The organism is Escherichia sp. KTE114, from assembly GCF_000407765.1.
GTDB classification, from domain to species: Bacteria; Pseudomonadota; Gammaproteobacteria; order Enterobacterales; family Enterobacteriaceae; genus Escherichia; species Escherichia ruysiae.
The window spans coordinates 4226483-4248963 of sequence record NZ_KE136626.1; the positions used below are offsets into that span (position 1 = coordinate 4226483).

Sequence of the window (22481 nt, forward strand, 5' to 3'; positions counted from 1 at the left end):
TTCACCGAATGAAACGCTGTTTTTTACCTCAATGGCGTAAGTATAGTCAATATGCGTTTACATTTTGAACAACACTCCGCCATTCAGCGCGGATTCATATAGCTTTGACCTTCTTATTGCAGGTCAGTTGCAGTTGTTTTCCAAAAACTTTCCCCACGCGCGCCCATCTCGACCAAACGCTCGCAAGGGGTAAAACGGGAACCATACTGCGTGGCCAGTCGTTGCATTATTGCAACCACTTCGCCCGCGCCGAGAGAATCGATATAGCGGAACGGTCCACCAAGAAACGGTGGAAAACCAATGCCAAATACCGCGCCAATGTCCCCGTCACGCACGCTACGGATAACCTGCTCATCCAGACAACGTACTGCTTCATTCAGCATCAACATCACACACCGTTCAGCAACCTGCGGTGCGGAAAGCCGCCCCTGCCCTTGCGCGCCAATCAGCGGGTAAATAGCGGGATCGACCTGTTTTTTGCTTTTACGCCCTTTCTGACCATAAAGATAGAAACCCCTGCCATTTTTTCTGCCTTTGCGATCGTCGTTCAAAATTGAAGAAACAACATTTGCAGGCGCGCTAAAACGTTCTCCATAAGCTGCTTCCAGTACAGGAATAATTTTAGTCCCGGTGTCGATTCCTACCTCATCCAAAAGTTGGATTGGACCTACCGGAAAACCAAATTTCACCAGCGCGGCATCAATGTGCTCTACCCGCTCACCTTCGGTCAACATGCGGATAGCTTCATTAATGTAAGGCGCTAAGATGCGATTGACGTAAAACCCGGCTTTATCACGCACGACAATTGGCGTTTTACCCTGTTTTTTCGCCAGTTTTACCGTAGTGGCGATGGTTTGCGCCGATGTCCCCGCATGAGGAATGATCTCCACCAGCGGCATTTTTTCCACCGGACTGAAGAAATGCAGGCCGATAACTTGCTCTGGTCGCGTGGCGTGAGCGGCGATATCGCCAATTGGTAAAGATGAGGTATTCGAAGCAAAAATGGTATGAGCGGCGCAGTTTTGCTCAACTTCTGCCACCATCTGTTGTTTTAATTCGAGATTTTCAAATACTGCTTCAATAATCAGATCGCGATGGGCAAAGCCGCGATAATCCGTCGCCCCCGAAATCAGCGCCAGCTGTTTGTCGCGTTCACTGGCTTTGAGATGACGGCGGCGCACTTTGCTCTCCAGCTGATCCCAACTGTATTTCAGCGCATGATTAATCCCCTGAGCGTTGATATCTTTAATTCGTACCGGCAGACCCGCTTTACAGGCAGTGACGTAAGCAATACCGCCGCCCATCAAGCCGCCGCCTAAAATCCCCACGCTGTTTAAGGGAGCGGGTGCAACATTGCTGCCAGGATCTTTCTTCACATCAGTACTGGCAAAAAAGATATTGCGCAATGCCTTTGATTGCGACGTCATCGCCAGTTCACCAAAGGCTCTTGCTTCAGCGTCATAGCCGCTGCTGGTGCCCTGCGCTAACCCTGTCTCGACAACCTCAAGAATACGTTCCGTCGCCGGATAGTTACCCTGGGTTTTCTGTTCTGTTTTTTTGCTTACCATTTTGAATAACAGCGCACGACCTAATGGCCCCGCCATCACACGTTCGCGAACCGGGAGTGTCCGCGAAACCGGACGATCCTGCTTCGCCAGCTCCACAGCGGCTTCCAGTAAAATGGAATGCGGAACGACATCATCCACCAGCCCCAGCTTTAACGCCTGTTTTGCCCGAAGCTGCTTGCCGGTGAGGATCATCTCTAATGCTGTGCTGACGCCTATCAGGCGCGGTAAACGCTGGGTTCCACCTGAACCGGGTAACAACCCAAGCTGAACTTCAGGCAAACCGAGTACAGTTTTAGGATCGTCAGTACAAACACGACCGTGGCACGCTAATGCCAGCTCCAGCCCGCCGCCCAGGCAAGCGCCGTGAATAGCGGCAATAACCGGAACTGGCAAGGCGTGAATTTCCGCCATCAACTGTTGCCCCTGCCGCGCCAGTGCTTCCGCTTCTTGCGCCGTTTTGCAGTTGCCGATCATGTTGATATCCGCGCCGGCAATAAAGTTGTCCGGTTTCGCGGAGATAAACACCACGCCGCGCAGATCTTTATTTTCGCGGAGTTGCTTAATAATGACGCGCACCTGTGAGGCAAACTCCGCCTTCAGGGTATTCATTTTCTCACCGGGAACGTCGATGGTGATGATGGCAATGTTGTCCAGACGCATATTGAGGGTAAATGCTGATGCCATTTCCATTATTCCGCCTCCAGAACCATTGCTGCGCCAAGCCCACCGGCAGCACAGGCGGTCACTAAACCAAATCCACCGCCGCGTCGGCGAAGTTCATGCAATGTCTGAGTTATCATCCGCGCGCCAGTCGCCGCAAAGGGATGCCCGTAAGCTATCGAGCCGCCAAGCACGTTAAATTTGCTGTCGTCCACTTCACCAGTGGCATGTGCGCGCCCCAGCACATCGCGGGCAAAACGTTCGCTACCCAGTAACTGAATATTCGCCAGCGTCTGGGCTGCAAAGGCTTCGTGCATATCAATCAATGTCAGATCGCTCATCGTCAAACCGGCACGTTCCAGCGCCAGCGGTGTTGACCAGGCCGGGCCGAGCAGCATGTCCTGCCAGACATCTATCGCGGTAAATGCATAACTGCGCAGATATCCCAGCGGCACCAGCCCTAATTCTTTCGCCCGCGATTCGGTCATCAGGATCACCGCCGCAGCACCATCGGTCAGCGGCGTACTGTTTGCCGCCGTTACCGTTCCGTGTTTGCGATCAAACGCCGGACGCAGCTTTGCGTAATCGGCAAGCGTGGAATTACCGCGAATATTATTATCTTCCGCGAACGGTTGTTTATAAGGAGGGATAAAGGCGGTCATCACTTCTTCTTTGAGTTTACCTTCCGACCACGCCTGAGCGGCTCGCTGATGCGAACGATGCGCCAGCGCATCTTGCTGTTCGCGAGTAATACCGTAGGTTTTCGCCATTTGTTCGGCGGTGTCACCCATCCGCAAGCCTGTGGAATATTCTGCTACCGCAGGCGGTACAGGCATTAAGTCACGCAAACGCAGGCGGGAGAAGAGTTTCAGCCGTTGGCTCATTGTGCGTGCTTTGTTGACATCCACCAGCACGCGCGCCAGCTTTTTACTAACGCCAATCGGCAATACCGATGAGGAATCTGCCCCACCGGCAATCCCCGCGCGAATAGTTCCCGCCATCAGGCTTTCGGCAACGTTTGCCACAGCCTGGAAACTGGTGGCACAGGCACGACTGACGCTGTAAGCATCGGTATGGACGTTCATTCCGGTGCCAAGAACAATTTCACGCGCAATGTTGGGGGCTTCCGGCATTTGCACAACCTGACCAAATACCAGTTGTTCAATCACTTCGGCGGGGATCTCGCTACGAGCAAGCAGTTCTCCGACGACCATCTTCCCCAAATCAACAGCGGGAATGCCATGAAAAGCCGTCGCCTGGCGAGCAAAAGGCGTGCGTAATCCGCTAACGATGGCGATACGATCGCCCTGACGGGTAACCAGCGGTAAAACCTGACCCATAACACTCCCCTGTAAAAAAATATATAAAGTGGTCTGACCTGATCGTAGTCTTAACCATTTTTTTACATTTAGCCAAGTGGAGAAAAGGGAAAGTGGGAGCTATGACACAGAGAGAAAAGAAGAAGAGAAAACAAAACGCCCCTGCCAGCAACTGGCAGGGGCGTGCGTACCTGAGAGGAATTAACGCAGACCCAGCTGGAAGATCAGCATTTCAGCTTCGCAGGCAAAAGTGAAATCGATATCCAGGCGAACACCGTCAGACTCTTCTGTGAAAGTCGGGGTGATTTTGCAAGGTTCGGATTCCACGCCACGGGCTTTTTCAGTCAGCGCCGCCAGCATTTGTTCTGCTTCTGCGCGGTTTGCAAACACGCGGCTATAAGACGCGGTGCAATCGGAGTTGTCCATAATGGTGCCAACATCCATACAGCAGCAAACCGGGGTTTCATCAGCACTACATTTACTCATCGTTGATTTCCTCTGTATGTGCACCCAAGGTGCCAGATAAACGTTGCGGATATTTTACGCTTCCGGAAAGTGCTGCTCCAGTTGTTAATTCTGCAAAATCGGATAAGTGACCGAAATCACACTTAAAAATGATCTAAAACAAAATTCACCCGGATGGATGAGTGCGCCACCTCCAAATTTTGCCAGCTGGATCGCGTTTCTTAGATCATATTTGAAAAAAGATAGAAACATACTTGCAACATTCCATCTGGTCAGACCTATACTCTCGCCACTGGTCTGATTTCTAAGATGTACATCAGCACCTACACTTCGCGCTCCTGTTACAGCACGTAACATAGTTTGTATAAAAATAAATTATTGAGGTTATGGTCATGAGCCAGAAAACCCTGTTTACAAAGTCTGCTCTCGCAGTCGCAGTGGCACTTATCTCCACCCAGGCCTGGTCGGCAGGCTTTCAGTTAAACGAATTTTCTTCCTCTGGCCTGGGCCGGGCTTATTCAGGGGAAGGCGCAATTGCCGATGATGTCGGTAACGTCAGCCGTAACCCCGCGTTGATTACCATGTTTGACCGCCCGACTTTTTCTGCGGGTGCGGTTTATATTGATCCGGATGTAGATATTACCGGACATTCTAATTTAACCGGTCAGAGTGCAAATGCTAAAAATATCGCACCGACAGCGTGGGTACCTAACCTGCACTTTGTCGCGCCTATTAACGATCAGTTTGGTTGGGGGGCGTCAATAACGTCCAACTACGGCCTGGCTACGGAATTTACCGACAACTACGCTGCTGGTATCTATGGCGGTAAAACCGATCTGCAGACAATCAACCTTAACCTTAGCGGGGCTTATCGCCTTAACAATAGCTGGAGTTTTGGTCTTGGTTTTGATGCTGTTTACGCCAAGGCAAAAATTGAGCGTTACGCCGGTTCGCTGGGGCCTTTGTTGTCTCAACAGTTGATTGCCCAGGGTGTACCCGCTTCATTGACCAATGGTATTAATACTCCGGACTCTCAAATTGCTCATCTGAAAGGTGACGAGTGGGGCTTTGGCTGGAACGCGGGTATTCTTTATGAACTGGATAAAGATAACCGTTGGGGCCTGACATATCGTTCAGAAGTTAAAATCGACTTCGAAGGGGATTACAAAAGCTCCATTAACCCAAATCTGAACAACATTTTGGGTAACATGGGCTTGCCGTATGGCACGATGGGTGCAACACAAAATGGATCCTTGACGCTCAACCTGCCTGAGATGTGGGAGATTTCTGGTTATAACCGTGTTGCGCCGCAGTGGGCAATTCACTACAGCATGGCCTATACCAGCTGGAGCCAGTTTCAGGAGCTGAAAGCGAAAGGCGATAGTGGTCAGACGCTGTTCTATAAAGATGAAGGATTCCGTGACGCATATCGTATCGCGTTGGGTGCAACCTACTATTACGATAAAAACTGGACCTTCCGTACCGGTATCGCCTATGACGACAGCCCGGTTCCGGCAGATAAACGTTCTATTTCCATTCCTGACCAGGATCGCTTGTGGTTAAGTGCTGGGTTAACCTACGCATTTAATGAAGATGCATCCATTGACGTTGGCGCATCTTATATGCATGGTCAGAAAGTGAAATTCACCGAAGGTGAAGGCGCGGCAGCTTATTCCTTCGAGTCTGAAGGTAAAGCCTGGCTGTTCGGGACTAACTTTAATTACGCGTTCTAATAACACGTTAGCTTAGTAAGAAAAAAGGTGAGTTTTACGACTCACCTTTTTTATTTGCGGCTTATTCAGAATCGATATCTTTTAAATCATCCTGAATCGCTTGCGCATTCGGGTTTTCTTGTGGTTTGAGTTCACCGCCATTGGCGATGAAATCATGACGCTGGAAGTAAGCCTCGCGCACCATGATATAAGGATCGGAGGACTGGCGAAGCAAGCCGTCAGAATCCAGCAACTGCGCACGAGTTTCGATCCCTTCAAGCGTCCATTTACCCACCGACATCGGCCAGGTCAGCCAGGAAAGTACCGGGTAAAGACTATCTGCCATATCACCGCCGTCATCACGCAGCGTAAAGCTACCGTAGAACGGTAACTGAACGTACGGCCCATAGCCCACGCCATAGTGACCGAGCGTGCTACCAAAACGGTGAGGTTCAGTGCGTTGCAGTTTCGGATTCGCCATCCCCGCAACATCAATAAAGCCGCCCATACCCAAAATGGTGTTCAGGAAAAAGCGGGTAAAGTGGACCATCCCCTGATAAGGGTCGCCCTGCAAGAAGTAGTTAACCATCACCGCAGGTTCTTCAAGGTTGCCGGTAAAGTTGCTCAAACCGTTACGCGCCGGTTGCGGAACATAATCACGCCAGACGACAGCTACCGGTCGAACCACATACGGGTCTAACACATTGAAGTTAAAATTGTACATGGTGCGGTTGAACCCTTCTAACGGGTCAGAACGCCCTTGCTGATCTGTACCGGAACTCGCACACCCCACCAGAAGCGTAGTTCCCAGAGCAAGCGCCGACAGGCGAAGCTTCATAAATGTCTCCCTGTTTTTTATGGCTTTTTTATGGCTTTTTTATGGCTTATGCAGTTTGCCATCCATGACGGAACGATACCGTATCCGCCTGTTTAGGTGTGGGCGATTGTAACAGCACGTCAACTGATGTCCAGACGCCCTGGAATGCTGACTTGATCATAGCCTGGTAATCGCCGCCCTGTAGGCTACTTGATTCTGTAGAAACAGAAAAAGGCAAACGCAGCCTTTTATACATTTTCAGAGTAACTCCCGCCAGTTGCGAGCAAAAAAGCCGCTACGCTTTAGCTATACGTGCTAATTCAAGAGACGGCATCATGGACAATGACAAAATAGATAAACACAGCGACGAACTTGAAGTAGAGAGCGAAGAAAAAGAACGCGGGAAAAAAATAGAAATAGATGAAGACCGGCTCCCCTCCAGAGCGATGGCTATTCACGAACATATCCGCCAGGACGGCGAAAAAGAGCTGGAGCGCGACGCGATGGCGCTACTGTGGTCAGCCATTGCTGCGGGTCTGTCGATGGGCGCATCTCTACTGGCAAAAGGGATATTTCATGTCGAACTGGAAGGCGTACCGGGGAGCTTTTTGCTGGAGAATCTGGGTTATACCTTTGGTTTTATTATCGTCATTATGGCTCGCCAGCAATTATTTACTGAGAATACCGTAACTGCGGTACTGCCGGTGATGCAAAAACCGACTATCGGCAACATCGGCTTACTGATGCGGTTATGGGGCGTCGTGCTGCTGGGTAATATTCTCGGAACAGGTATTGCGGCGTGGGCGTTTGAGTATATGCCTATCTTTAATGAAGAAACCCGCGATGCGTTTGTCAAAATCGGCATGGGTGTGATGAAGAACACCCCCAGCGAGATGTTTGCCAACGCGATCATCTCCGGCTGGCTTATAGCCACAATGGTATGGATGTTCCCTGCTGCGGGAGCGGCAAAGATTGTCGTAATTATATTGATGACGTGGCTTATCGCACTGGGCGACACTACCCACATCGTCGTCGGTTCTGTAGAGATCCTCTATCTGGTCTTTAACGGCACGCTGCACTGGAGCGATTTCATCTGGCCATTCGCGCTACCTACTCTGGCGGGAAACATCTGCGGCGGCACCTTCATCTTCGCATTAATGAGCCATGCGCAAATCCGTAACGATATGAGTAACAAGCGTAAAGAAGAGGCACGCCAGAAAGCAGAACATGCGGAAATCATTAAGAAAAATGATAAAAATCCGCTATAAGTGGCGAGGGTTTAAGCAATCGAGCGGCAGTGTACTTACTCCGCTGTTTAATAGCGGTTATACTCATGCCGCATTGTCCTCTTAGTTAAATGGATATAACGAGCCCCTCCTAAGGGCTAATTGCAGGTTCGATTCCTGCAGGGGACACCATTTATTACCGCCTTCCATACCCCACCATAAAGCGGATCATCAAGCCACAAGCTGGGGCAATAAACATAAATATCCCCGTTACCAGCTCATTACCGCCAGTTAACCACATAGTGAAGTAATAAATGAGGGCGGCGAGGATCACCATGCCGAAAAATGAAGAGACAGCAGATACTACATTTAGTACCTGACCAATATATCCGCTGACACAAACAATACACAGAGCGAGAAACATCCATAAATAAATCATAGCTCAACCTCCTGCCGCGCTAAAAAACCTGTTACTTCAGGTAGTTTAATAGTAAGACAATTCTTAATAGCTGGCAATTTTTGCCAGGTTCTAATAAAAACAAGATGTTAAAAATAGAGCTATCCAGTTCTGAAAAATATTTGCTTGAGTGATTAATAATCAGTAGCTGAAAACAATCGGCTGATGATAAAATGGAAGTACCGCATTCATGCTCCTCGTGGTTTTGTCCTGGCTAGTCTTTACACTCTTTACAGGAACCATTGTCGTACATGATGGCCTAATATATTGAGTGTACCGCTGTCGACATGGAATCTTCTGCGATACAACAATTCGTATCTACAGAAGGTAACTATGTTTCCACAACGCAAATTTTCCCGCGAGTTTCTCCATCCTCGCTACTGGCTCACGTGGTTTGGTCTGGGCGTACTCTGGCTTTGGGTACAGCTTCCTTATCCTGTCCTGTGTTTTCTTGGCACACGTATCGGCACGATGGCCAGACCATTTCTGAAACGTCGCGAATCCATCGCCCGCAAAAACCTTGAACTTTGCTTCCCACAGCATTCATCTGAAGAACGCGAGAAGATGATTGCCGAAAACTTTCGTTCACTCGGCATGGCGCTGGTAGAAACCGGCATGGCGTGGTTCTGGCCCGATCGTCGCGTGCGTAAATGGTTTGATGTTGAAGGTCTGGATAACCTGCAACGCGCACAAATGCAAAATCGCGGCGTGATGGTAGTCGGCGTACATTTTATGTCACTGGAACTGGGCGGCCGCGTAATGGGGATTTGCCAGCCAATGATGGCAACTTATCGTCCGCATAATAATCAATTGATGGAATGGGTGCAGACCCGTGGTCGGATGCGTTCGAATAAAGCGATGATCGGCAGAAATAATCTGCGCGGTATTGTTGGTGCTTTGAAAAAAGGTGAAGCCGTATGGTTCGCTCCCGACCAGGATTATGGTCGTAAAGGAAGCTCCTTCGCTCCGTTCTTTGCGGTAGAAAATGTTGCGACAACCAATGGCACTTACGTATTGTCACGCCTCTCAGGTTCCGCCATGTTGACTGTGACGATGGTACGAAAAGCCGATTACAGCGGATACCGTTTGTATATCACCCCAGAAATGGAAGGCTACCCGACTGATGAAGGTCAGGCTGCGGCTTATATGAACAAGATTATTGAGAAAGAGATTATGCGCGCACCGGAGCAGTATCTCTGGATCCACCGCCGCTTCAAAACGCGTCCGGTGGGTGAAGCGTCGTTATACGTTTAACAAACGACCAGCTCTTCTTCCCTCCTCAAATTAGCCATAATAACTCAATGGTTTTTATGGCTTTTTTCTTAAGGCTTTCCCCTTCGCTGAATCATGAATTATTACTGACAGAAATTAAACTGTCGCCGATATGAGACACTCGTAAGTTACTAAAAGTAAATAAGAAAATGCCACTTGTTTCAATTTAGTTTTAGGCGTACATTAGCGCCGTCTCGAGCAAATCAGCTCAGAATTCTGGGGTGATGCCCACGGCAAAACAGAGGCCTGTTAAGGTCGTTTTCCCGGTGTCAGCTCACTGTATCAGATGTAATGAAGTCATTCAGGCGTAACTGTAATTACGCGGAGAGATGTAAAGTGAAATATTTCTTTATGGGCATTTCTTTTATGGTCATCGTTTGGGCCGGTACTTTTGCCCTGATGATCTAAAAGCAAACTGTGCAACGAAAAACAGGAGCCATCTGGCTCCTGTTTGCTTTTCTGAGAATGCATTTATTCGGCGTTTTCGTGAATATGTTTACTGCTGGCGGGCAGTAAACCGTCTGCGCGGAACATCACTTTAATCCCGCGTATCGCCTGACGAATACGGTCACGGTTTTCAATCAGCGCAAAGCGTACATGCGTGTCGCCGTAGTCGCCAAAGCCAATCCCCGGAGAGACACAGACCTTCGCTTCGTTAAGCAGCTTTTTGGCAAACTCCAGCGAGCCTATTGCCGCATACGGTTCAGGGATTTTTGCCCAGACATACATCGAAGCCTTCGGCATTTCAACCATCCAGCCCGCTTCATGCAGCCCTTTTACCAGCACATCGCGGCGGCGCTTATACTGTTCGGCAATATCGCGCACGCACTGTTGATCGCCTTCCAGCGCGGCAATTGCAGCCACCTGCAATGGCGTAAAAGTACCGTAATCGTGGTAGCTTTTGATACGCGCCAGCGCACTGACCAGCGTTTTGTTACCGACCATAAAGCCAATACGCCAGCCTGCCATGTTGTAACTTTTCGACAAGGTAAAGAACTCGACCGCCACGTCACGTGCGCCCGGAACCTGCATGATTGACGGCGCTTTCCAGCCATCGTAGACGATATCGGCATAGGCCAGGTCGTGAACCACCAGTACATCGTAGCGTTTCGCCAGCGCAACAACCTTTTCGAAGAATTCCAGTTCCACACATTGCGCGGTTGGGTTCGACGGGAAGCCGAGGATCATCATCTTCGGTTTCGGATAACTTTCGCGAATTGCTCGTTCCAGTTCATTGAAGAAATCAACACCCTCCACCAGTGGCACTGAACGTACCTGCGCACCGGCAATCACCGCGCCGTAGATATGAATCGGATAACTTGGATTCGGCACCAGCACAGTGTCGCCGTGATCCAGCGTCGCCAGCATCAGGTGCGCCAGCCCCTCTTTCGAGCCAATGGTGACGATGGCTTCTGATTCCGGATCTATCTCAACGTCGTAGCGATCCTGATACCAGTGGGAAATGGCGCGACGCAACCGGGGAATGCCACGTGAAGTGGAATAGCCATGTGTGTCCGGGCGCTGCGCCACGGTACAGAGTTTTTCGACGATATGCGGCGGGGTTGCGCCGTCCGGATTGCCCATACTGAAATCGATAATATCTTCGCCACGCCGGCGCGCAGCCATTTTCAGTTCAGCGGTAATGTTAAAAACGTAGGGCGGGAGACGATCAATACGCGTAAAGCGACGTTCAGGGCGAGTGTCAGCCATAATTTCCTCAGATTAACGTTAGCGCCCGGACCGTCCGAGCGACGCTGCCACGATGGTGGCTGTTTTGAAAATAGCCTGATTAATTTCTGTCTGTCGAGCGTTTTAGCAAATATTTTTTTCTACCAAAAAAAGAGGAAAACCTGTAATAAAACGGGAAATCCTTACTTTCTTTCAGGAAAATTAAATTCATATTAATTAACATTATAATTTCAATAAATTTACTTATTGAGTGTGCATTATCAAGAGATGTATTGCCAATACACCATTTGCCTGACAATCCCCTTTTAAAATTGTGGTTTTTCCTCAAAAACGGCCTGCTGGTCATCAGCCTTCAGGTTACCTATCATAGAGGTTTAACCCTTATCCAGAGTTACCCGTGCACGAAATATTCAACATGCTGCTGGCGGTCTTCGATCGGGCAGCGTTAATGCTTATCTGCCTGTTCTTTCTCATCCGTATCCGCCTGTTTCGCGAACTGTTGCACAAGTCGGCACACTCACCGAAAGAGCTGCTCGCCGTTACCGCCATTTTCTCGCTGTTTGCCCTGTTCAGCACCTGGTCCGGTGTGCCGGTGGAAGGCTCACTGGTTAATGTACGTATTATTGCGGTGATGTCCGGCGGGATTTTATTTGGCCCGTGGGTGGGGATCATTACCGGCGTGATAGCCGGGATTCACCGCTATCTTATTGATATTGGTGGCGTGACGGCGATCCCCTGCTTTATCACCAGTATTCTGGCGGGATGTATATCGGGCTGGATCAACCTGAAAATCCCCAAAGCGCAGCGTTGGCGAGTCGGTATTCTCGGCGGCATGTTGTGCGAAACGCTGACCATGATTCTGGTGATTGTCTGGGCGCCGACCACTGAACTGGGGCTGGACATTGTGTCAAAAATCGGGATTCCAATGATCCTCGGCAGCGTCTGTATCGGTTTTATTGTGCTGCTGGTGCAAAGCGTTGAGGGCGAAAAGGAGGCCAGCGCCGCGCGGCAAGCCAAGCTGGCGCTGGATATCGCCAACAAAACGCTGCCGCTGTTTCGCCATGTCAATAGCGAGTCATTACGCAAGGTCTGCGAAATTATCCGCGATGACATTCACGCCGATGCGGTAGCAATCACCAATACCGATCATGTGCTGGCCTACGTTGGCGTGGGTGAACATAACTATCAGAATGGTGATGACTTTATTAGCCCAACCACACGTCAGGCGATGAATTACGGAAAAATCATCATTAAAAATAATGATGAAGCTCACCGCACACCGGAAATCCACTCAATGCTGGTGATCCCGCTTTGGGAGAAAGGAGTCGTTACCGGGACGCTGAAAATTTACTACTGCCACGCACATCAGATCACCTCGTCATTGCAGGAAATGGCGGTCGGTTTGTCGCAAATCATCTCCACGCAACTGGAAGTTTCTCGCGCCGAGCAGCTGCGTGAAATGGCAAATAAGGCAGAGCTTCGCGCCCTGCAAAGCAAAATTAATCCCCATTTTCTGTTTAACGCTCTGAATGCAATCTCCTCATCAATTCGCCTGAATCCGGATACCGCTCGCCAGCTGATCTTTAATCTGTCACGTTATCTGCGCTATAACATTGAATTAAAAGACGATGAGCAAATCGATATCAAAAAAGAGCTGTATCAAATAAAAGACTATATCGCCATTGAGCAGGCTCGCTTTGGCGACAAGCTGACGGTTATCTATGATATTGATGAAGAGGTGAATTGCTGTATACCCAGCCTACTGATCCAGCCGTTGGTGGAGAACGCTATTGTCCACGGTATTCAGCCTTGCAAAGGTAAAGGCGTTGTCACCATCAGCGTTGCAGAGTGCGGTAATCGGGTACGCATTGCGGTGAGAGATACCGGGCACGGCATCGATCCGAAAGTGATTGAGCGGGTCGAAGCGAACGAAATGCCGGGCAATAAAATTGGCCTGCTGAATGTCCATCATCGCGTGAAGTTATTGTATGGCGAGGGGCTGCATATCCGCCGCCTGGAGCCGGGGACGGAAATTGCGTTTTACATTCCTAACCAACGCACCCCAGTCGCCTCACAGGCTACGTTATTGCTTTGAGCCGGAGTGATATTGTGAAAGTCATCATTGTTGAAGACGAATTCCTGGCACAACAGGAACTGAGCTGGCTAATTAAAGAGCACAGCCAGATGGAGATTGTCGGCACCTTTGACGACGGTCTGGACGTGTTGAAGTTTTTGCAGCATAACCGCGTCGACGCCATTTTTCTGGATATCAATATTCCGTCGCTGGATGGCGTGTTGCTGGCGCAAAACATCAGCCAGTTCGCCCATAAACCATTTATTGTGTTCATCACTGCGTGGAAAGAACATGCGGTAGAAGCGTTTGAACTGGAGGCGTTTGACTACATTCTCAAACCGTATCAGGAGTCACGCATTACCGGGATGCTGCAAAAACTGGAAGCGGCCTGGCAACAACAGCAGACCAGCAGTACGCCTGCCGCGACGGTAACGCGTGAGAATGACACCATTAATCTGGTGAAAGATGAGCGAATAATCGTCACGCCAATTAACGATATCTATTACGCCGAAGCGCACGAAAAAATGACCTTTGTCTATACGCGGCGTGAATCCTACGTAATGCCGATGAACATTACCGAGTTTTGCAGCAAGCTACCACCGTCGCATTTTTTCCGCTGCCATCGCTCGTTTTGTGTCAATCTGAACAAAATCCGCGAAATCGAACCGTGGTTTAATAACACCTACATTCTGCGACTGAAAGATCTGGATTTTGAAGTGCCGGTCAGCCGTAGCAAAGTAAAAGAATTCAGGCAGTTAATGCATCTGTAATCGGGAACTTTCATGAAAGCAACAGACTTGCCCGCCGATCAACAATTTTTCGCCGATCTGTTCAGCGGCCTGGTGCTTAACCCGCAACTACTGGGGCGCGTCTGGTTTGCCAGTCAGCCCGCCACGTTGCCGGTGGGCAGTTTGTGTATTGATTTTCCCCGTCTGGATATTGTGCTGCGCGGCGAATACGGCAACCTGCTGGAAGCAAAGCAGCAGCACATGGTGGAAGGAGAAATGCTGTTTATTCCGGCGCGCGCGGCTAATTTACCAGTGAACAAAAAACCGGTGATGCTGTTAAGCCTGGTGTTCGCGCCGACCTGGCTGGGGTTATCGTTTTACGATAGCCGTACCACGTCGTTACTGCATCCGGTTCGCCAGCTCCAGCTTCCCAGCCTGCAACGTGGCGAAGGTGAAGCGATGCTTACTGCCCTCACCCATCTCAGCCGTTCGCCGCTGGAGCAGAATATCATTCAGCCGCTGGTGTTAAGTTTGCTGCATCTTTGCCGAAATGTGGTGAACATGCCGCCGGGCAATTCACAGCCGCGCGGCGATTTTCTCTATCACAGCATTTGTAACTGGGTTCAGGATAACTACGCCCAGCCGCTCACCCGCGAGAGCGTGGCGCAGTTTTTTAATATCACGCCCAATCATCTGTCAAAACTGTTTGCGCAGCATGGGACGATGCGTTTTATCGAATATGTGCGTTGGGTGCGAATGGCAAAGGCGAGGATGATTTTGCAGAAATATCATCTGTCGATTCATGAAGTGGCACAGCGTTGCGGCTTTCCAGACAGCGACTATTTTTGTCGCGTCTTCCGGCGTCAGTTTGGCCTGACGCCGGGAGAGTACAGCGCCCGTTTTCAGGGCTAACTTTAGAAGGTTAATTCTGTTTCCAGCAGCGTCAGGATGCTTTGTGCATCTTGCGCGGCGAACAGCGACTGGCGGAAGTTTTTATTCACCAGTTTGCGCGCCAGCTGCGAGAAGACTTTCACATGATTCATCCCTTCGCTAGCGCCCAGCGTCAGCATAATCACCAGCTCGACTTCGCCCATTTCTGACTGCCAGTCAATCGGTTTCACCAGCCGGGCAATGCTGATACTGGAATGGCGGATCCACTGAGATTTAGTGTGCGGGATCGCCACGCCAAAACCAACGCCAGTGGTGACAATCTCTTCCCGCTGCCAGACATCTTCTTCCAGCTCGAACGGATGTTCAGTGCGCCCGTTAACGCCGAGGTTACCGCACAGGAACTGGATCGCCTGCTCTTTATTGCTAAAGGCCTGATCAACGAAGATATTCTCCAGCGCCAACAATGGGCGAACGTCTTCTTCCGGCGTAAAGGCGGTGAGTAACGCTTCAATTTCCTGCGCGCTGCGACATTCACACGCCTGACGTGCCAGTTCCCGACACGCCTCGCTATCCAGTTGACGAAGCTGGCTTTTCACCGCCGGAATGCGCGGGCTACTCATGCTTAACTCGTCCAGGCCCAGCCCAAGCAGTAGCGGCAGATAACGGCTTTCACCGCCCAGTTCACCGCAAATGCCTACCCATTTACCCCGCTGATGAGCTGTGGTAACAATCTGCTGCAACATGCGCAGGAACGATGGCGTAATCGGGTTATACAGCGGCGATACGCGCGGGTTATTACGATCGACCGCATACAGATACTGGGTCATATCGTTGGAGCCGATACTGAAGAAATCGACCTCATCGCAGAAGTGATCGATGATGTAGCACACCGACGGCACTTCCACCATGATACCCAGCGTAATCGTCTCTGCATGACGCAGGCCATCGAGCTTAAGCTCAACGATCGCTTTTTGGATCTCGCCCTTCACCCATAAGATCTGATCGAGGCTGTGGACCATCGGGATCATCAACTGGGCGTTGCCGAAACTGGCGGCGCGCAAAATGGCCCGCAGTTGAGTGCGGAACAGGCCAGCAAATTCCGGGTAAATACGTACCGCGCGATAGCCGAGGAACGGGTTCTCTTCCTGGGGAATATTCAGATAAGGAATGCTTTTATCGCCGCCGATGTCCATTGTGCGGAAGATAATCGGCTTGTCGCCCGCTGCCAGTAGCACCTGCTGGTAGGCTTCAAATTGCTCCTGCTCGTCCGGCGCGCTGTCGCGATCCATATAGAGCATTTCGGTACGAAACAGCCCAACGCCTTCCGCGCCGTTGGCAAACGCGCCTGGCGCTTCCAGAGCGGTGCCAATATTCGCCGCAATATCAATACGCTTGTTATCACGGGAATATGCCAGCTGCGCGGCAGCCTGCGCCTGTTGTTTTTGGCGTTTATCCGCCAGCGTCTGCGCGACCTGATAATAACCGCTCACCGCGTCATTCGGGTTAATCGCCAGCACGCCGCACTGGGCGTCAAGCACTGCAGGTTGCCCGGCATAACGGGCAATCGCATCCAGCGGCAGGCCGCTCAGTACCGGGATCGCCGAGGCGCGGGCCAGAATCAGGGTATGCGAGGTGCGCCCGGTTTTCTCCAGAATCATGCCCGCAAGATTTTTCAGATCAAGGCTCAAAAACTGGCTTGGGGTTAAATCTTCTGCGACCAGAATGGTCGGTTTTTCAAGCAGCAGATTATTGCGCGGTTTCAACTCCGGCCAAGTGATATGCAGCAACTGTTCGCTAATATCGCGAATATCACTAACTCGCTCACGCAGATAATCGCTGGCAGAAGCAGAAAGTTTGTCGCAAACCTGCTCCATATTGCTGACGATCGCCGCCCCCAGCCCCTGATGTTGTTCAGCCATCAGACGACGGATATTCCCCGCAAACTCTTCATCCTGAATCAGCGACAAATGGGCGCTAAGAATGGTTTTACTTTCGCCGTCACGCTCACGTAGTTGCTGGTTCAGTTGCTCGGCAAGCGTTGCCAGGCTGTGTTCCAGGCGAGTGGAGTCTTGCGCACTGGCAGGGATCGCCCGATAACTGTCGAGGCTGTCGCTCTGCAACAACGTTAACGAACCAACGCCGACGCCGCTCGCCAGCACGTTACCGTACAGCAAATCCGGGTTAAGGCGACTTAATGAACGTGGCAGCGGATGCGCCGTCAGTTCTGCTTGTGTCGGTTGGATGCTGTCGCTGTCGATAAAGCGCACCTGGATATACTCTTCGAGTACGCGTCGCGCCTGCTCTTCATCACTGCCGCTAATGTTCAGGCTGCAACTGTCATTAAATAAGGTGCCGGTGCCAATCAGCGCCAGTGAACTTTTGGCATCGGCCTTGGCGTTCTGCCGATGGTTGATGAAGATCACTTCACTTTGCCACTGACCGCACTGTTCTTTAAGTTCCCACGCCGGACGGGCATGAAGGCCGTTAGGCAAAGGACAGAGAAATTGAATCGATAACATAACCGCTCCGGGTTAATCGGGAGATCATCTGAAATCCGTCAGTTGAACAACCGTCTCACGGGTAAGACGTTGAATAAGGGCAGATAAAAGTTGCTGCATCTGCAAAATGTCGCGGCAATCGGCAATCGATGCGGCGCAATGTCCGTGGCGGGTGGCTGGCCCCATCACCACCGTAGGTACGCCAGTACCGGTTAAATGCACCGCTCCGCCGTCCGTACCTCCGTTGCTGAACATATCGGCCTGCAACGGCACACCAATTTCTGCCGCGACGGTTTCAATCCACGCGGTAAGTTTTGGCGGCGCAATCAGCGATTTATCGCTTAACACCAGCATCGGGCCGTTACCAATCTGGCGATGGTTCGCCGCGCCATAATCAAAGTTTTTCGCCCAGCAGGCGGTATCAAGCACAATGGCGACGTCCGGCGACACCGCGCGGGTGGCAGTTTGCCCGCCGCGTAAGCCGACCTCTTCGCTGGAGCTGGCCACCAGCCACACTTCCGCAGGCAGTTCGGCGTCGTGCAGTTCGCGCAGTAAGGTCACTAACAGGTAGCAACCGAGACGATCGTCAAAAGCTTTACCCATCACCCGCTGGTGAGGGAGAACCTGAAAAGTGGTATCAAACGTGACGCGATCGCCTGGACGAATTCCCGCCTGTATCACTTCGTCATACGAACGCGCACCAATGTCTACGCGCATGGCGCTAACGTCATTCCCCTGCCTCTCGCCATCAAGCAGGCCAGGTATTTTGCACTCTTCACGGGTGGTGATGCGCACCGGCTGCAACTGGCGAGCAGCCATGCGTACATTGCCAACCGGCAACACATCGATCGCGCCTTCGCGGGAGATGCTACGCACCATAAACCCCACTTCATCCATATGGGCGCAGATCATCACCTTCGGCCCCGTCGATTCATTGAGGCGGATCAGCACCGATCCCAGACCGTCAAATCGCACTTCTTTTTGCAGGCGATCCGCTTCATCCAGCAGGATCTGCCGGACTTCCTGTTCAGAGGAGGCGATCGAATCGGCCTCGCTCAACGCTTTTAATAGCGATAAATCCATTATGCATCTCCCGTGAGCAACACTGTTTTCGGCATGGCGTAGAGCACTTCTGCGCCTTGCGGGGTAACCAGCACGACATCTTCGATACGTACCCCACCTTGTCCTGGCAAATAAATCCCCGGCTCTACGGTCAGTAACATGCCTGGCTGGAGCATCGTGGTATCACGTGGTGAAAAACGCGGATCTTCATGAACGTCAATGCCGATAGCATGGCCGGTGTTATGACCGAAATACTCGCTAAAACCTGCCTCTGTAATCACCCGGCGCGCGGCGTCGTCAACCTGCTGGCAACGCACGCCGGGGCGAATCGCGGAGATTGCCGCCTGCTGCGCTTGCAGGACAATCTGATACACACCAAACAGCGGGTGAGATTCGGCGCTCACCCCTTCGCCATTAACCAGGAAGGTGCGCGTCATATCAGAGCAGTAGCCCTGATACAGCGCACCAAAATCGAGGGTGACAAACTCGCCCGCTGCAACCACTTTGTCGCTGGCTTTACCGTGCGGTAGCGCCCCACGCCAGCCACTGGCGACAATGGTGTCAAAGGAGGCTTTTTCTGCGCCCTGCTGGCGCATAAACCACTCCAGTTCAGCAGCTATCTCGCATTCGCTCATCCCCGCCTGAATAAAGCGGCGAATATGCTCTGCACCACGATCGGCAATCCCACAGGCGAGACGGATTTTCTCCACCTCCTCTGGTGTTTTGATTTGCCGCAGCACATCCGGCGTGGCGCTGACCAGCTTTGCATTAAGTTCAGCCTGCCAGCGGTGCGCGGTTTCCCAACTCACCTGCTGGCCTTCAAAACCGAGCGTTTGCAGCTGTTCATCGGCAATGATTTGATTGACGATGGTTGCCAGCGTGTGCGTCGCATCAAGTAAATGAAGCTGGTAGCCTTGCGTACGAGCTTCCACCTCCGCGTAATAGCGCGAATCCACCAGAATGTGCGCACTTTCACGGCTAATCACTACATAACCTGATCCGGTGGAGATCCCCAGATGCGGCTGTTTGTTCTGTCGTGAGGAGAGAAGCACCGCATCCAGTTGTTGCGCCTTAAGCCAGTCACGCAGCGAAGCGAGTAATGTCATCTGGATTTTCCTTCTTACAGGCTATCGATTAACAATTTGCCTTTGCGGAACATCATCAAACGCAGGAACACCACCATCAGCGCGGTAATGATTGCCCCCAGCGCGATCCCCGCCATGTAGACGCCCAGATTAGTCACCAGCGGCCACGCCCAGATTGCTGATTCAGGGAACCATTGCACTGCGCCCAGCCAGACAGCGGCGGTGGAGCCGACAATCGCACCGACCATATAGGACGGAATTGCGGTGATGGGGCTTTCCAGCGCAAACGGAATCGCACCTTCACTGATCCCCATAAACGCCAGGAACATGGCGGTTTTACCCTGCGGATAAAGCTGGGCGTTAAACAGGCGTTTGCCGGTTAAACGACGGTCGATAATAGTCGCCAGACCCAGACCAATCGGCGGAATAACGATAGCGATAGAACGCGCGGTAACCGGTAATACGTGGTCAGTGGTAAAGCTGAAAGCAACGAAACCTGCTGCTTTGTTGATTGGGCCACCGAGGTCGATTGCGGTCGCTGCTGCGATACCCATCGCATACATCAGCGCCCCCTTCTCACCTGCAGCGGTCAATACGGCACGGATCCCACCGTTGATCCAACCACCAAATGGGGTGATGACGTAATACATCGCCAGCATGACAAAAATGGCGGAAAGAATCGGTAGCAAAAATGTGGTTTTGAACGCTAACAGGAAATCCGGTAACTGGATTTTCTGGTTCATCCACTTCACGAGATAACCCGCAACGATGGAAATAATCAGCGCACCAATGAAGGTAGACGGCACTGGTGAAGAGGTCGCCCACTGCATGGTACTGGGATCAAAATTCAGCAGTTGCGTTGGCTGGGTAGACATTAACCCGCCGATAAACCCAGCCGGGAACGCCAGTTTGCCGCCAATGGAGTTCGCCACAAAAGCGGCAAACATCGGAATGGCAAAACCAAACAACACGCCGCCGAAGGACTGCGACAGCCAGGCAAATTTCAGTAAGGAGAGGTCGAAACCGGAAAATTTCCCGCTATTAAGTGCATCCATAATGCCAATGTCAGCGGGAATTTTTAGCCAGCTATAAGCAATCAGCTGGCTGAAAGCGAGGATCACGCCGCCCATAATTAAGGTCGGCACCATGCGTGAAATCCCTGACATCACATGCTGCGGAAGTTCACCCCAGAAGCTGCTTTTAGAGGCCTGCGGATTCTTAATTGCCGCTGCCGCACCGGATGCGCCAGGCACAACGGTTGCACTGCGTTTTTTAATGGCCATAACAATTATCCCTGTCGAAAATTACGGTTGTTCAGCGGCAATCATCTCTTCGATTTCTTTGATGATGCCCGCAGCGTTTTTAATTGCGTCCTGCAAAGTGATTTCATAAACGTCGCGGGATTCGAAACGTTCGTTATCTTCCGGGGTAACAGCTACGGAGTGGATGATGATGGTTGCTTCGGCGATATCCTGCGCCGTCAGGCGATTCTGGATGCCGTCTGCGCCCTGGGTTTCAATCTTCACTTCATAGCCAGCTTCCACTGCGGCCTCTTCCAGCGCCTGAGCCGCCATAAAAGTGTGCGCAAGGCCCATCGGGCAGGCACATAAGGCAATCAGTTTCTTACTCATCGTTATTTCCTCGTTCGTTTATAGTTAACGAGTGAAATTATGAACGTGCAAAACAAATTGCCGTTACCAGACAAATAATGCATTTACTGGAGAATTAATCCCGTAGTGCGGAAGTGTGACGCAGGTCGGCCTTGTGATGAAACACAAAGAAAAATTGAACTAACCGCATGATTTAAAAGGTTATCGGGAGAGTTGCCTCCCGATATGGCAGGAAGGATTTACAGGACGTACCCTAAGGTCTGGCGTAAATGTGCGCCTGAGCCGAGAAGACCCGGATTGTCATGGACGATGAGATAAGCCGGAATATCATGGACATATTCTTTAAAGCGGCCTTTGTCTTCAAAAGCGGCACGGAAACCAGAGGCTTTGAAGAACTCAAGGAAACGCGGCACGATACCGCCTGCAATATACACGCCGCCAAATGTGCCGAGATTGAGCGCCAGATTGCCGCCAAAACGGCCCATAATCACGCAAAACAGCGACAACGCGCGGCGGCAATCGGTGCAACTGTCGGCCAGCGCGCGTTCGGTAATATCTTTTGGCTTGAGATTTTCTGGCAGGCGGTTGTCGGCTTTCACAATCGCGCGGTACAAATTCACTAGGCCTGGTCCAGAGAGCACGCGTTCAGCAGAGACATGGCCTATTTCAGCACGCAGTATTTCGAGAATAATGGCCTCTTCTTCGCTGTTTGGCGCAAAATCAACGTGACCGCCTTCGCCTGGCAGGCTTACCCAGCGTTTATCAACATGAACCAGATGCGCCACGCCTAGCCCCGTTCCGGCACCGTAAACCGCGATAGGTTTACCTTCAACCGGTTCCTTACCGCCAAACTGGATCAGATGCTCTTTTTTCAGCATCGGGATCGCCATCGATACAGCGGTAAAATCGTTAATAATTTCCAGATGGCTAAAACCGAGATTCTTTTTCATTTCGGCAATTGAGAACGCCCAGGTATGGTTGGTCATTGCCACCCAGTCACCGGTAATTGGGCAAGCGATGGCAATACAACCGTCTTTCACCTCGACCTTATGTTCTTCGAGATAAACGCGGATAACCGCTTCCAGGCTGGGATAATCAAGCCCAGAATAGGTTTTAGCCTGCGAGATTTCACCACTGGCAATATCACACAGAGCAAGACGTGCGTTGGTGCCGCCCACATCACCGACTAATGCATACTTTGTCATTCTTCTACTGCTCCGCTAAAGTCAAAATAATTCTTTCTCACACTGTAAATACCTGGGAGCCTAACAACAACGCCGGAAAGGCGGGCTCCCTGTAAATATCGATCTGGGTCACACTATTACTTTATCGTTTCAGCACCAATTGC

The 22481-nt window shown here is 51.2% G+C and carries 19 protein-coding genes and 1 tRNA gene; 8 read left to right on the forward strand and 12 right to left on the reverse strand.

Going from position 1 to position 22481, the window contains the following annotated elements:
* Window positions 1-113 precede the first annotated feature (113 nt).
* The 3 genes from fadJ to WC5_RS01230 form a co-directional block, all read right to left on the reverse strand.
* The gene (fadJ, locus tag WC5_RS01240; protein ID WP_000424978.1) at window positions 114-2258 is read right to left on the reverse strand and encodes a fatty acid oxidation complex subunit alpha FadJ; all 2145 of its coding nucleotides are present in this window, start codon (window positions 2256-2258) and stop codon (window positions 114-116) included.
* Window positions 2258-3568, reverse strand: coding sequence for an acetyl-CoA C-acyltransferase FadI (gene fadI, locus WC5_RS01235; RefSeq protein WP_016231839.1), 1311 nt, complete (start codon window positions 3566-3568; stop codon window positions 2258-2260). The genes fadJ and fadI overlap by 1 nt, the downstream gene beginning before the upstream one ends.
* A gap of 180 nt (window positions 3569-3748) precedes the next feature.
* Window positions 3749-4033 carry a YfcZ/YiiS family protein gene (locus WC5_RS01230; protein WP_010353400.1) on the reverse strand — a complete coding sequence of 95 codons (285 nt, stop codon included), beginning with the start codon at window positions 4031-4033 and terminating at the stop codon, window positions 3749-3751.
* 371 nt (window positions 4034-4404) lie between these two features.
* Here WC5_RS01230 and fadL point away from each other — a divergent pair, with 371 nt between their 5' ends.
* A complete protein-coding gene (gene fadL / locus WC5_RS01225; protein WP_010353402.1) occupies window positions 4405-5745 on the forward strand; it encodes a long-chain fatty acid transporter FadL in 1341 nt (446 codons plus the stop codon).
* 61 nt (window positions 5746-5806) lie between these two features.
* On the opposite strand, the gene mlaA is transcribed toward fadL, so the two are convergent.
* Window positions 5807-6562, reverse strand: coding sequence for a phospholipid-binding lipoprotein MlaA (gene mlaA, locus WC5_RS01220; RefSeq protein ID WP_000776783.1), 756 nt, complete (start codon window positions 6560-6562; stop codon window positions 5807-5809).
* Window positions 6563-6876: 314 nt separating this feature from the next.
* On the opposite strand from mlaA, the gene WC5_RS01215 reads away from it, so the two are divergent.
* Together WC5_RS01215 and WC5_RS01210 are read left to right on the forward strand one after the other, a co-directional pair.
* Window positions 6877-7809, forward strand: a complete 933-nt coding sequence (locus WC5_RS01215; protein WP_000368111.1) for a formate/nitrite transporter family protein — start codon at window positions 6877-6879, stop codon at window positions 7807-7809.
* A gap of 75 nt (window positions 7810-7884) precedes the next feature.
* Window positions 7885-7959: transfer RNA gene (locus tag WC5_RS01210), tRNA-Arg, on the forward strand.
* Between the two features lie 4 nt (window positions 7960-7963).
* Here WC5_RS01210 and WC5_RS01205 read toward each other — a convergent pair.
* The gene (locus WC5_RS01205) at window positions 7964-8206 is read right to left on the reverse strand and encodes a YfdY family protein (RefSeq protein ID WP_000639882.1); all 243 of its coding nucleotides are present in this window, start codon (window positions 8204-8206) and stop codon (window positions 7964-7966) included.
* A 351-nt stretch (window positions 8207-8557) separates the two neighbouring features.
* On the opposite strand from WC5_RS01205, the gene lpxP reads away from it, so the two are divergent.
* Both lpxP and ypdK read left to right on the forward strand, forming a co-directional pair.
* The gene (gene lpxP / locus WC5_RS01200) at window positions 8558-9478 is read left to right on the forward strand and encodes a kdo(2)-lipid IV(A) palmitoleoyltransferase (protein WP_000484420.1); all 921 of its coding nucleotides are present in this window, start codon (window positions 8558-8560) and stop codon (window positions 9476-9478) included.
* Between the two features lie 354 nt (window positions 9479-9832).
* The gene (gene ypdK, locus WC5_RS25045) at window positions 9833-9904 is read left to right on the forward strand and encodes a membrane protein YpdK (RefSeq protein WP_010723117.1); all 72 of its coding nucleotides are present in this window, start codon (window positions 9833-9835) and stop codon (window positions 9902-9904) included.
* A 63-nt stretch (window positions 9905-9967) separates the two neighbouring features.
* Here ypdK and alaC read toward each other — a convergent pair whose 3' ends face one another.
* Window positions 9968-11206 carry an alanine transaminase gene (gene alaC / locus WC5_RS01195; RefSeq protein WP_000785908.1) on the reverse strand — a complete coding sequence of 413 codons (1239 nt, stop codon included), beginning with the start codon at window positions 11204-11206 and terminating at the stop codon, window positions 9968-9970.
* 376 nt (window positions 11207-11582) lie between these two features.
* Here alaC and ypdA point away from each other — a divergent pair, with 376 nt between their 5' ends.
* Genes ypdA through WC5_RS01180 form a run of 3 tightly spaced genes read left to right on the forward strand, consistent with a single transcriptional unit; the run spans window position 11583 to window position 14899 of the window.
* Window positions 11583-13280, forward strand: coding sequence for a two-component system sensor histidine kinase YpdA (gene ypdA / locus WC5_RS01190; protein ID WP_000544385.1), 1698 nt, complete (start codon window positions 11583-11585; stop codon window positions 13278-13280).
* Window positions 13281-13294: 14 nt separating this feature from the next.
* The gene (gene ypdB, locus WC5_RS01185) at window positions 13295-14029 is read left to right on the forward strand and encodes a two-component system response regulator YpdB (protein WP_001295458.1); all 735 of its coding nucleotides are present in this window, start codon (window positions 13295-13297) and stop codon (window positions 14027-14029) included.
* Between the two features lie 12 nt (window positions 14030-14041).
* A complete protein-coding gene (locus tag WC5_RS01180; protein WP_000648207.1) occupies window positions 14042-14899 on the forward strand; it encodes an AraC family transcriptional regulator in 858 nt (285 codons plus the stop codon).
* 2 nt (window positions 14900-14901) lie between these two features.
* Here the strand turns inward: WC5_RS01180 and ptsP are convergent, their stop codons facing one another.
* The 6 genes from ptsP to glk form a co-directional block, all read right to left on the reverse strand.
* The gene (ptsP, locus tag WC5_RS01175) at window positions 14902-17397 is read right to left on the reverse strand and encodes a phosphoenolpyruvate--protein phosphotransferase (RefSeq protein ID WP_000949093.1); all 2496 of its coding nucleotides are present in this window, start codon (window positions 17395-17397) and stop codon (window positions 14902-14904) included.
* Between the two features lie 24 nt (window positions 17398-17421).
* Window positions 17422-18459, reverse strand: a complete 1038-nt coding sequence (ypdE, locus tag WC5_RS01170; RefSeq protein WP_000366075.1) for an aminopeptidase — start codon at window positions 18457-18459, stop codon at window positions 17422-17424.
* Entirely contained in the window at window positions 18459-19544 is a 1086-nt protein-coding gene (gene ypdF / locus WC5_RS01165; protein ID WP_000173273.1) for an aminopeptidase, read from the reverse strand. The genes ypdE and ypdF overlap by 1 nt, the downstream gene beginning before the upstream one ends.
* A 14-nt stretch (window positions 19545-19558) precedes the next feature.
* Window positions 19559-20806, reverse strand: a complete 1248-nt coding sequence (locus tag WC5_RS01160) for a PTS fructose transporter subunit IIC (protein WP_000985310.1) — start codon at window positions 20804-20806, stop codon at window positions 19559-19561.
* A gap of 21 nt (window positions 20807-20827) precedes the next feature.
* A complete protein-coding gene (locus WC5_RS01155) occupies window positions 20828-21154 on the reverse strand; it encodes a PTS fructose transporter subunit IIB (protein ID WP_000038454.1) in 327 nt (108 codons plus the stop codon).
* A gap of 218 nt (window positions 21155-21372) precedes the next feature.
* A complete protein-coding gene (glk, locus tag WC5_RS01150) occupies window positions 21373-22338 on the reverse strand; it encodes a glucokinase (RefSeq protein WP_000170360.1) in 966 nt (321 codons plus the stop codon).
* Window positions 22339-22481 lie beyond the last annotated feature (143 nt).

Coding starts and splice junctions, on each gene's coding strand:
- mlaA (WP_000776783.1), bottom strand. CDS start 6,562: ATGAAGCTTCGCCTGTCGGCGCTTGCTCTGGGAACTACGCTTCTGGTG.
- glk (WP_000170360.1), bottom strand. CDS start 22,338: ATGACAAAGTATGCATTAGTCGGTGATGTGGGCGGCACCAACGCACGT.
- WC5_RS01230 (WP_010353400.1), bottom strand. CDS start 4,033: ATGAGTAAATGTAGTGCTGATGAAACCCCGGTTTGCTGCTGTATGGAT.
- WC5_RS01205 (WP_000639882.1), bottom strand. CDS start 8,206: ATGATTTATTTATGGATGTTTCTCGCTCTGTGTATTGTTTGTGTCAGC.
- WC5_RS01215 (WP_000368111.1), top strand. CDS start 6,877: ATGGACAATGACAAAATAGATAAACACAGCGACGAACTTGAAGTAGAG.
- alaC (WP_000785908.1), bottom strand. CDS start 11,206: ATGGCTGACACTCGCCCTGAACGTCGCTTTACGCGTATTGATCGTCTC.
- fadI (WP_016231839.1), bottom strand. CDS start 3,568: ATGGGTCAGGTTTTACCGCTGGTTACCCGTCAGGGCGATCGTATCGCC.
- ypdF (WP_000173273.1), bottom strand. CDS start 19,544: ATGACATTACTCGCTTCGCTGCGTGACTGGCTTAAGGCGCAACAACTG.
- ptsP (WP_000949093.1), bottom strand. CDS start 17,397: ATGTTATCGATTCAATTTCTCTGTCCTTTGCCTAACGGCCTTCATGCC.
- fadL (WP_010353402.1), top strand. CDS start 4,405: ATGAGCCAGAAAACCCTGTTTACAAAGTCTGCTCTCGCAGTCGCAGTG.
- fadJ (WP_000424978.1), bottom strand. CDS start 2,258: ATGGAAATGGCATCAGCATTTACCCTCAATATGCGTCTGGACAACATT.
- lpxP (WP_000484420.1), top strand. CDS start 8,558: ATGTTTCCACAACGCAAATTTTCCCGCGAGTTTCTCCATCCTCGCTAC.
- ypdE (WP_000366075.1), bottom strand. CDS start 18,459: ATGGATTTATCGCTATTAAAAGCGTTGAGCGAGGCCGATTCGATCGCC.
- WC5_RS01180 (WP_000648207.1), top strand. CDS start 14,042: ATGAAAGCAACAGACTTGCCCGCCGATCAACAATTTTTCGCCGATCTG.
- WC5_RS01160 (WP_000985310.1), bottom strand. CDS start 20,806: ATGGCCATTAAAAAACGCAGTGCAACCGTTGTGCCTGGCGCATCCGGT.
- WC5_RS01155 (WP_000038454.1), bottom strand. CDS start 21,154: ATGAGTAAGAAACTGATTGCCTTATGTGCCTGCCCGATGGGCCTTGCG.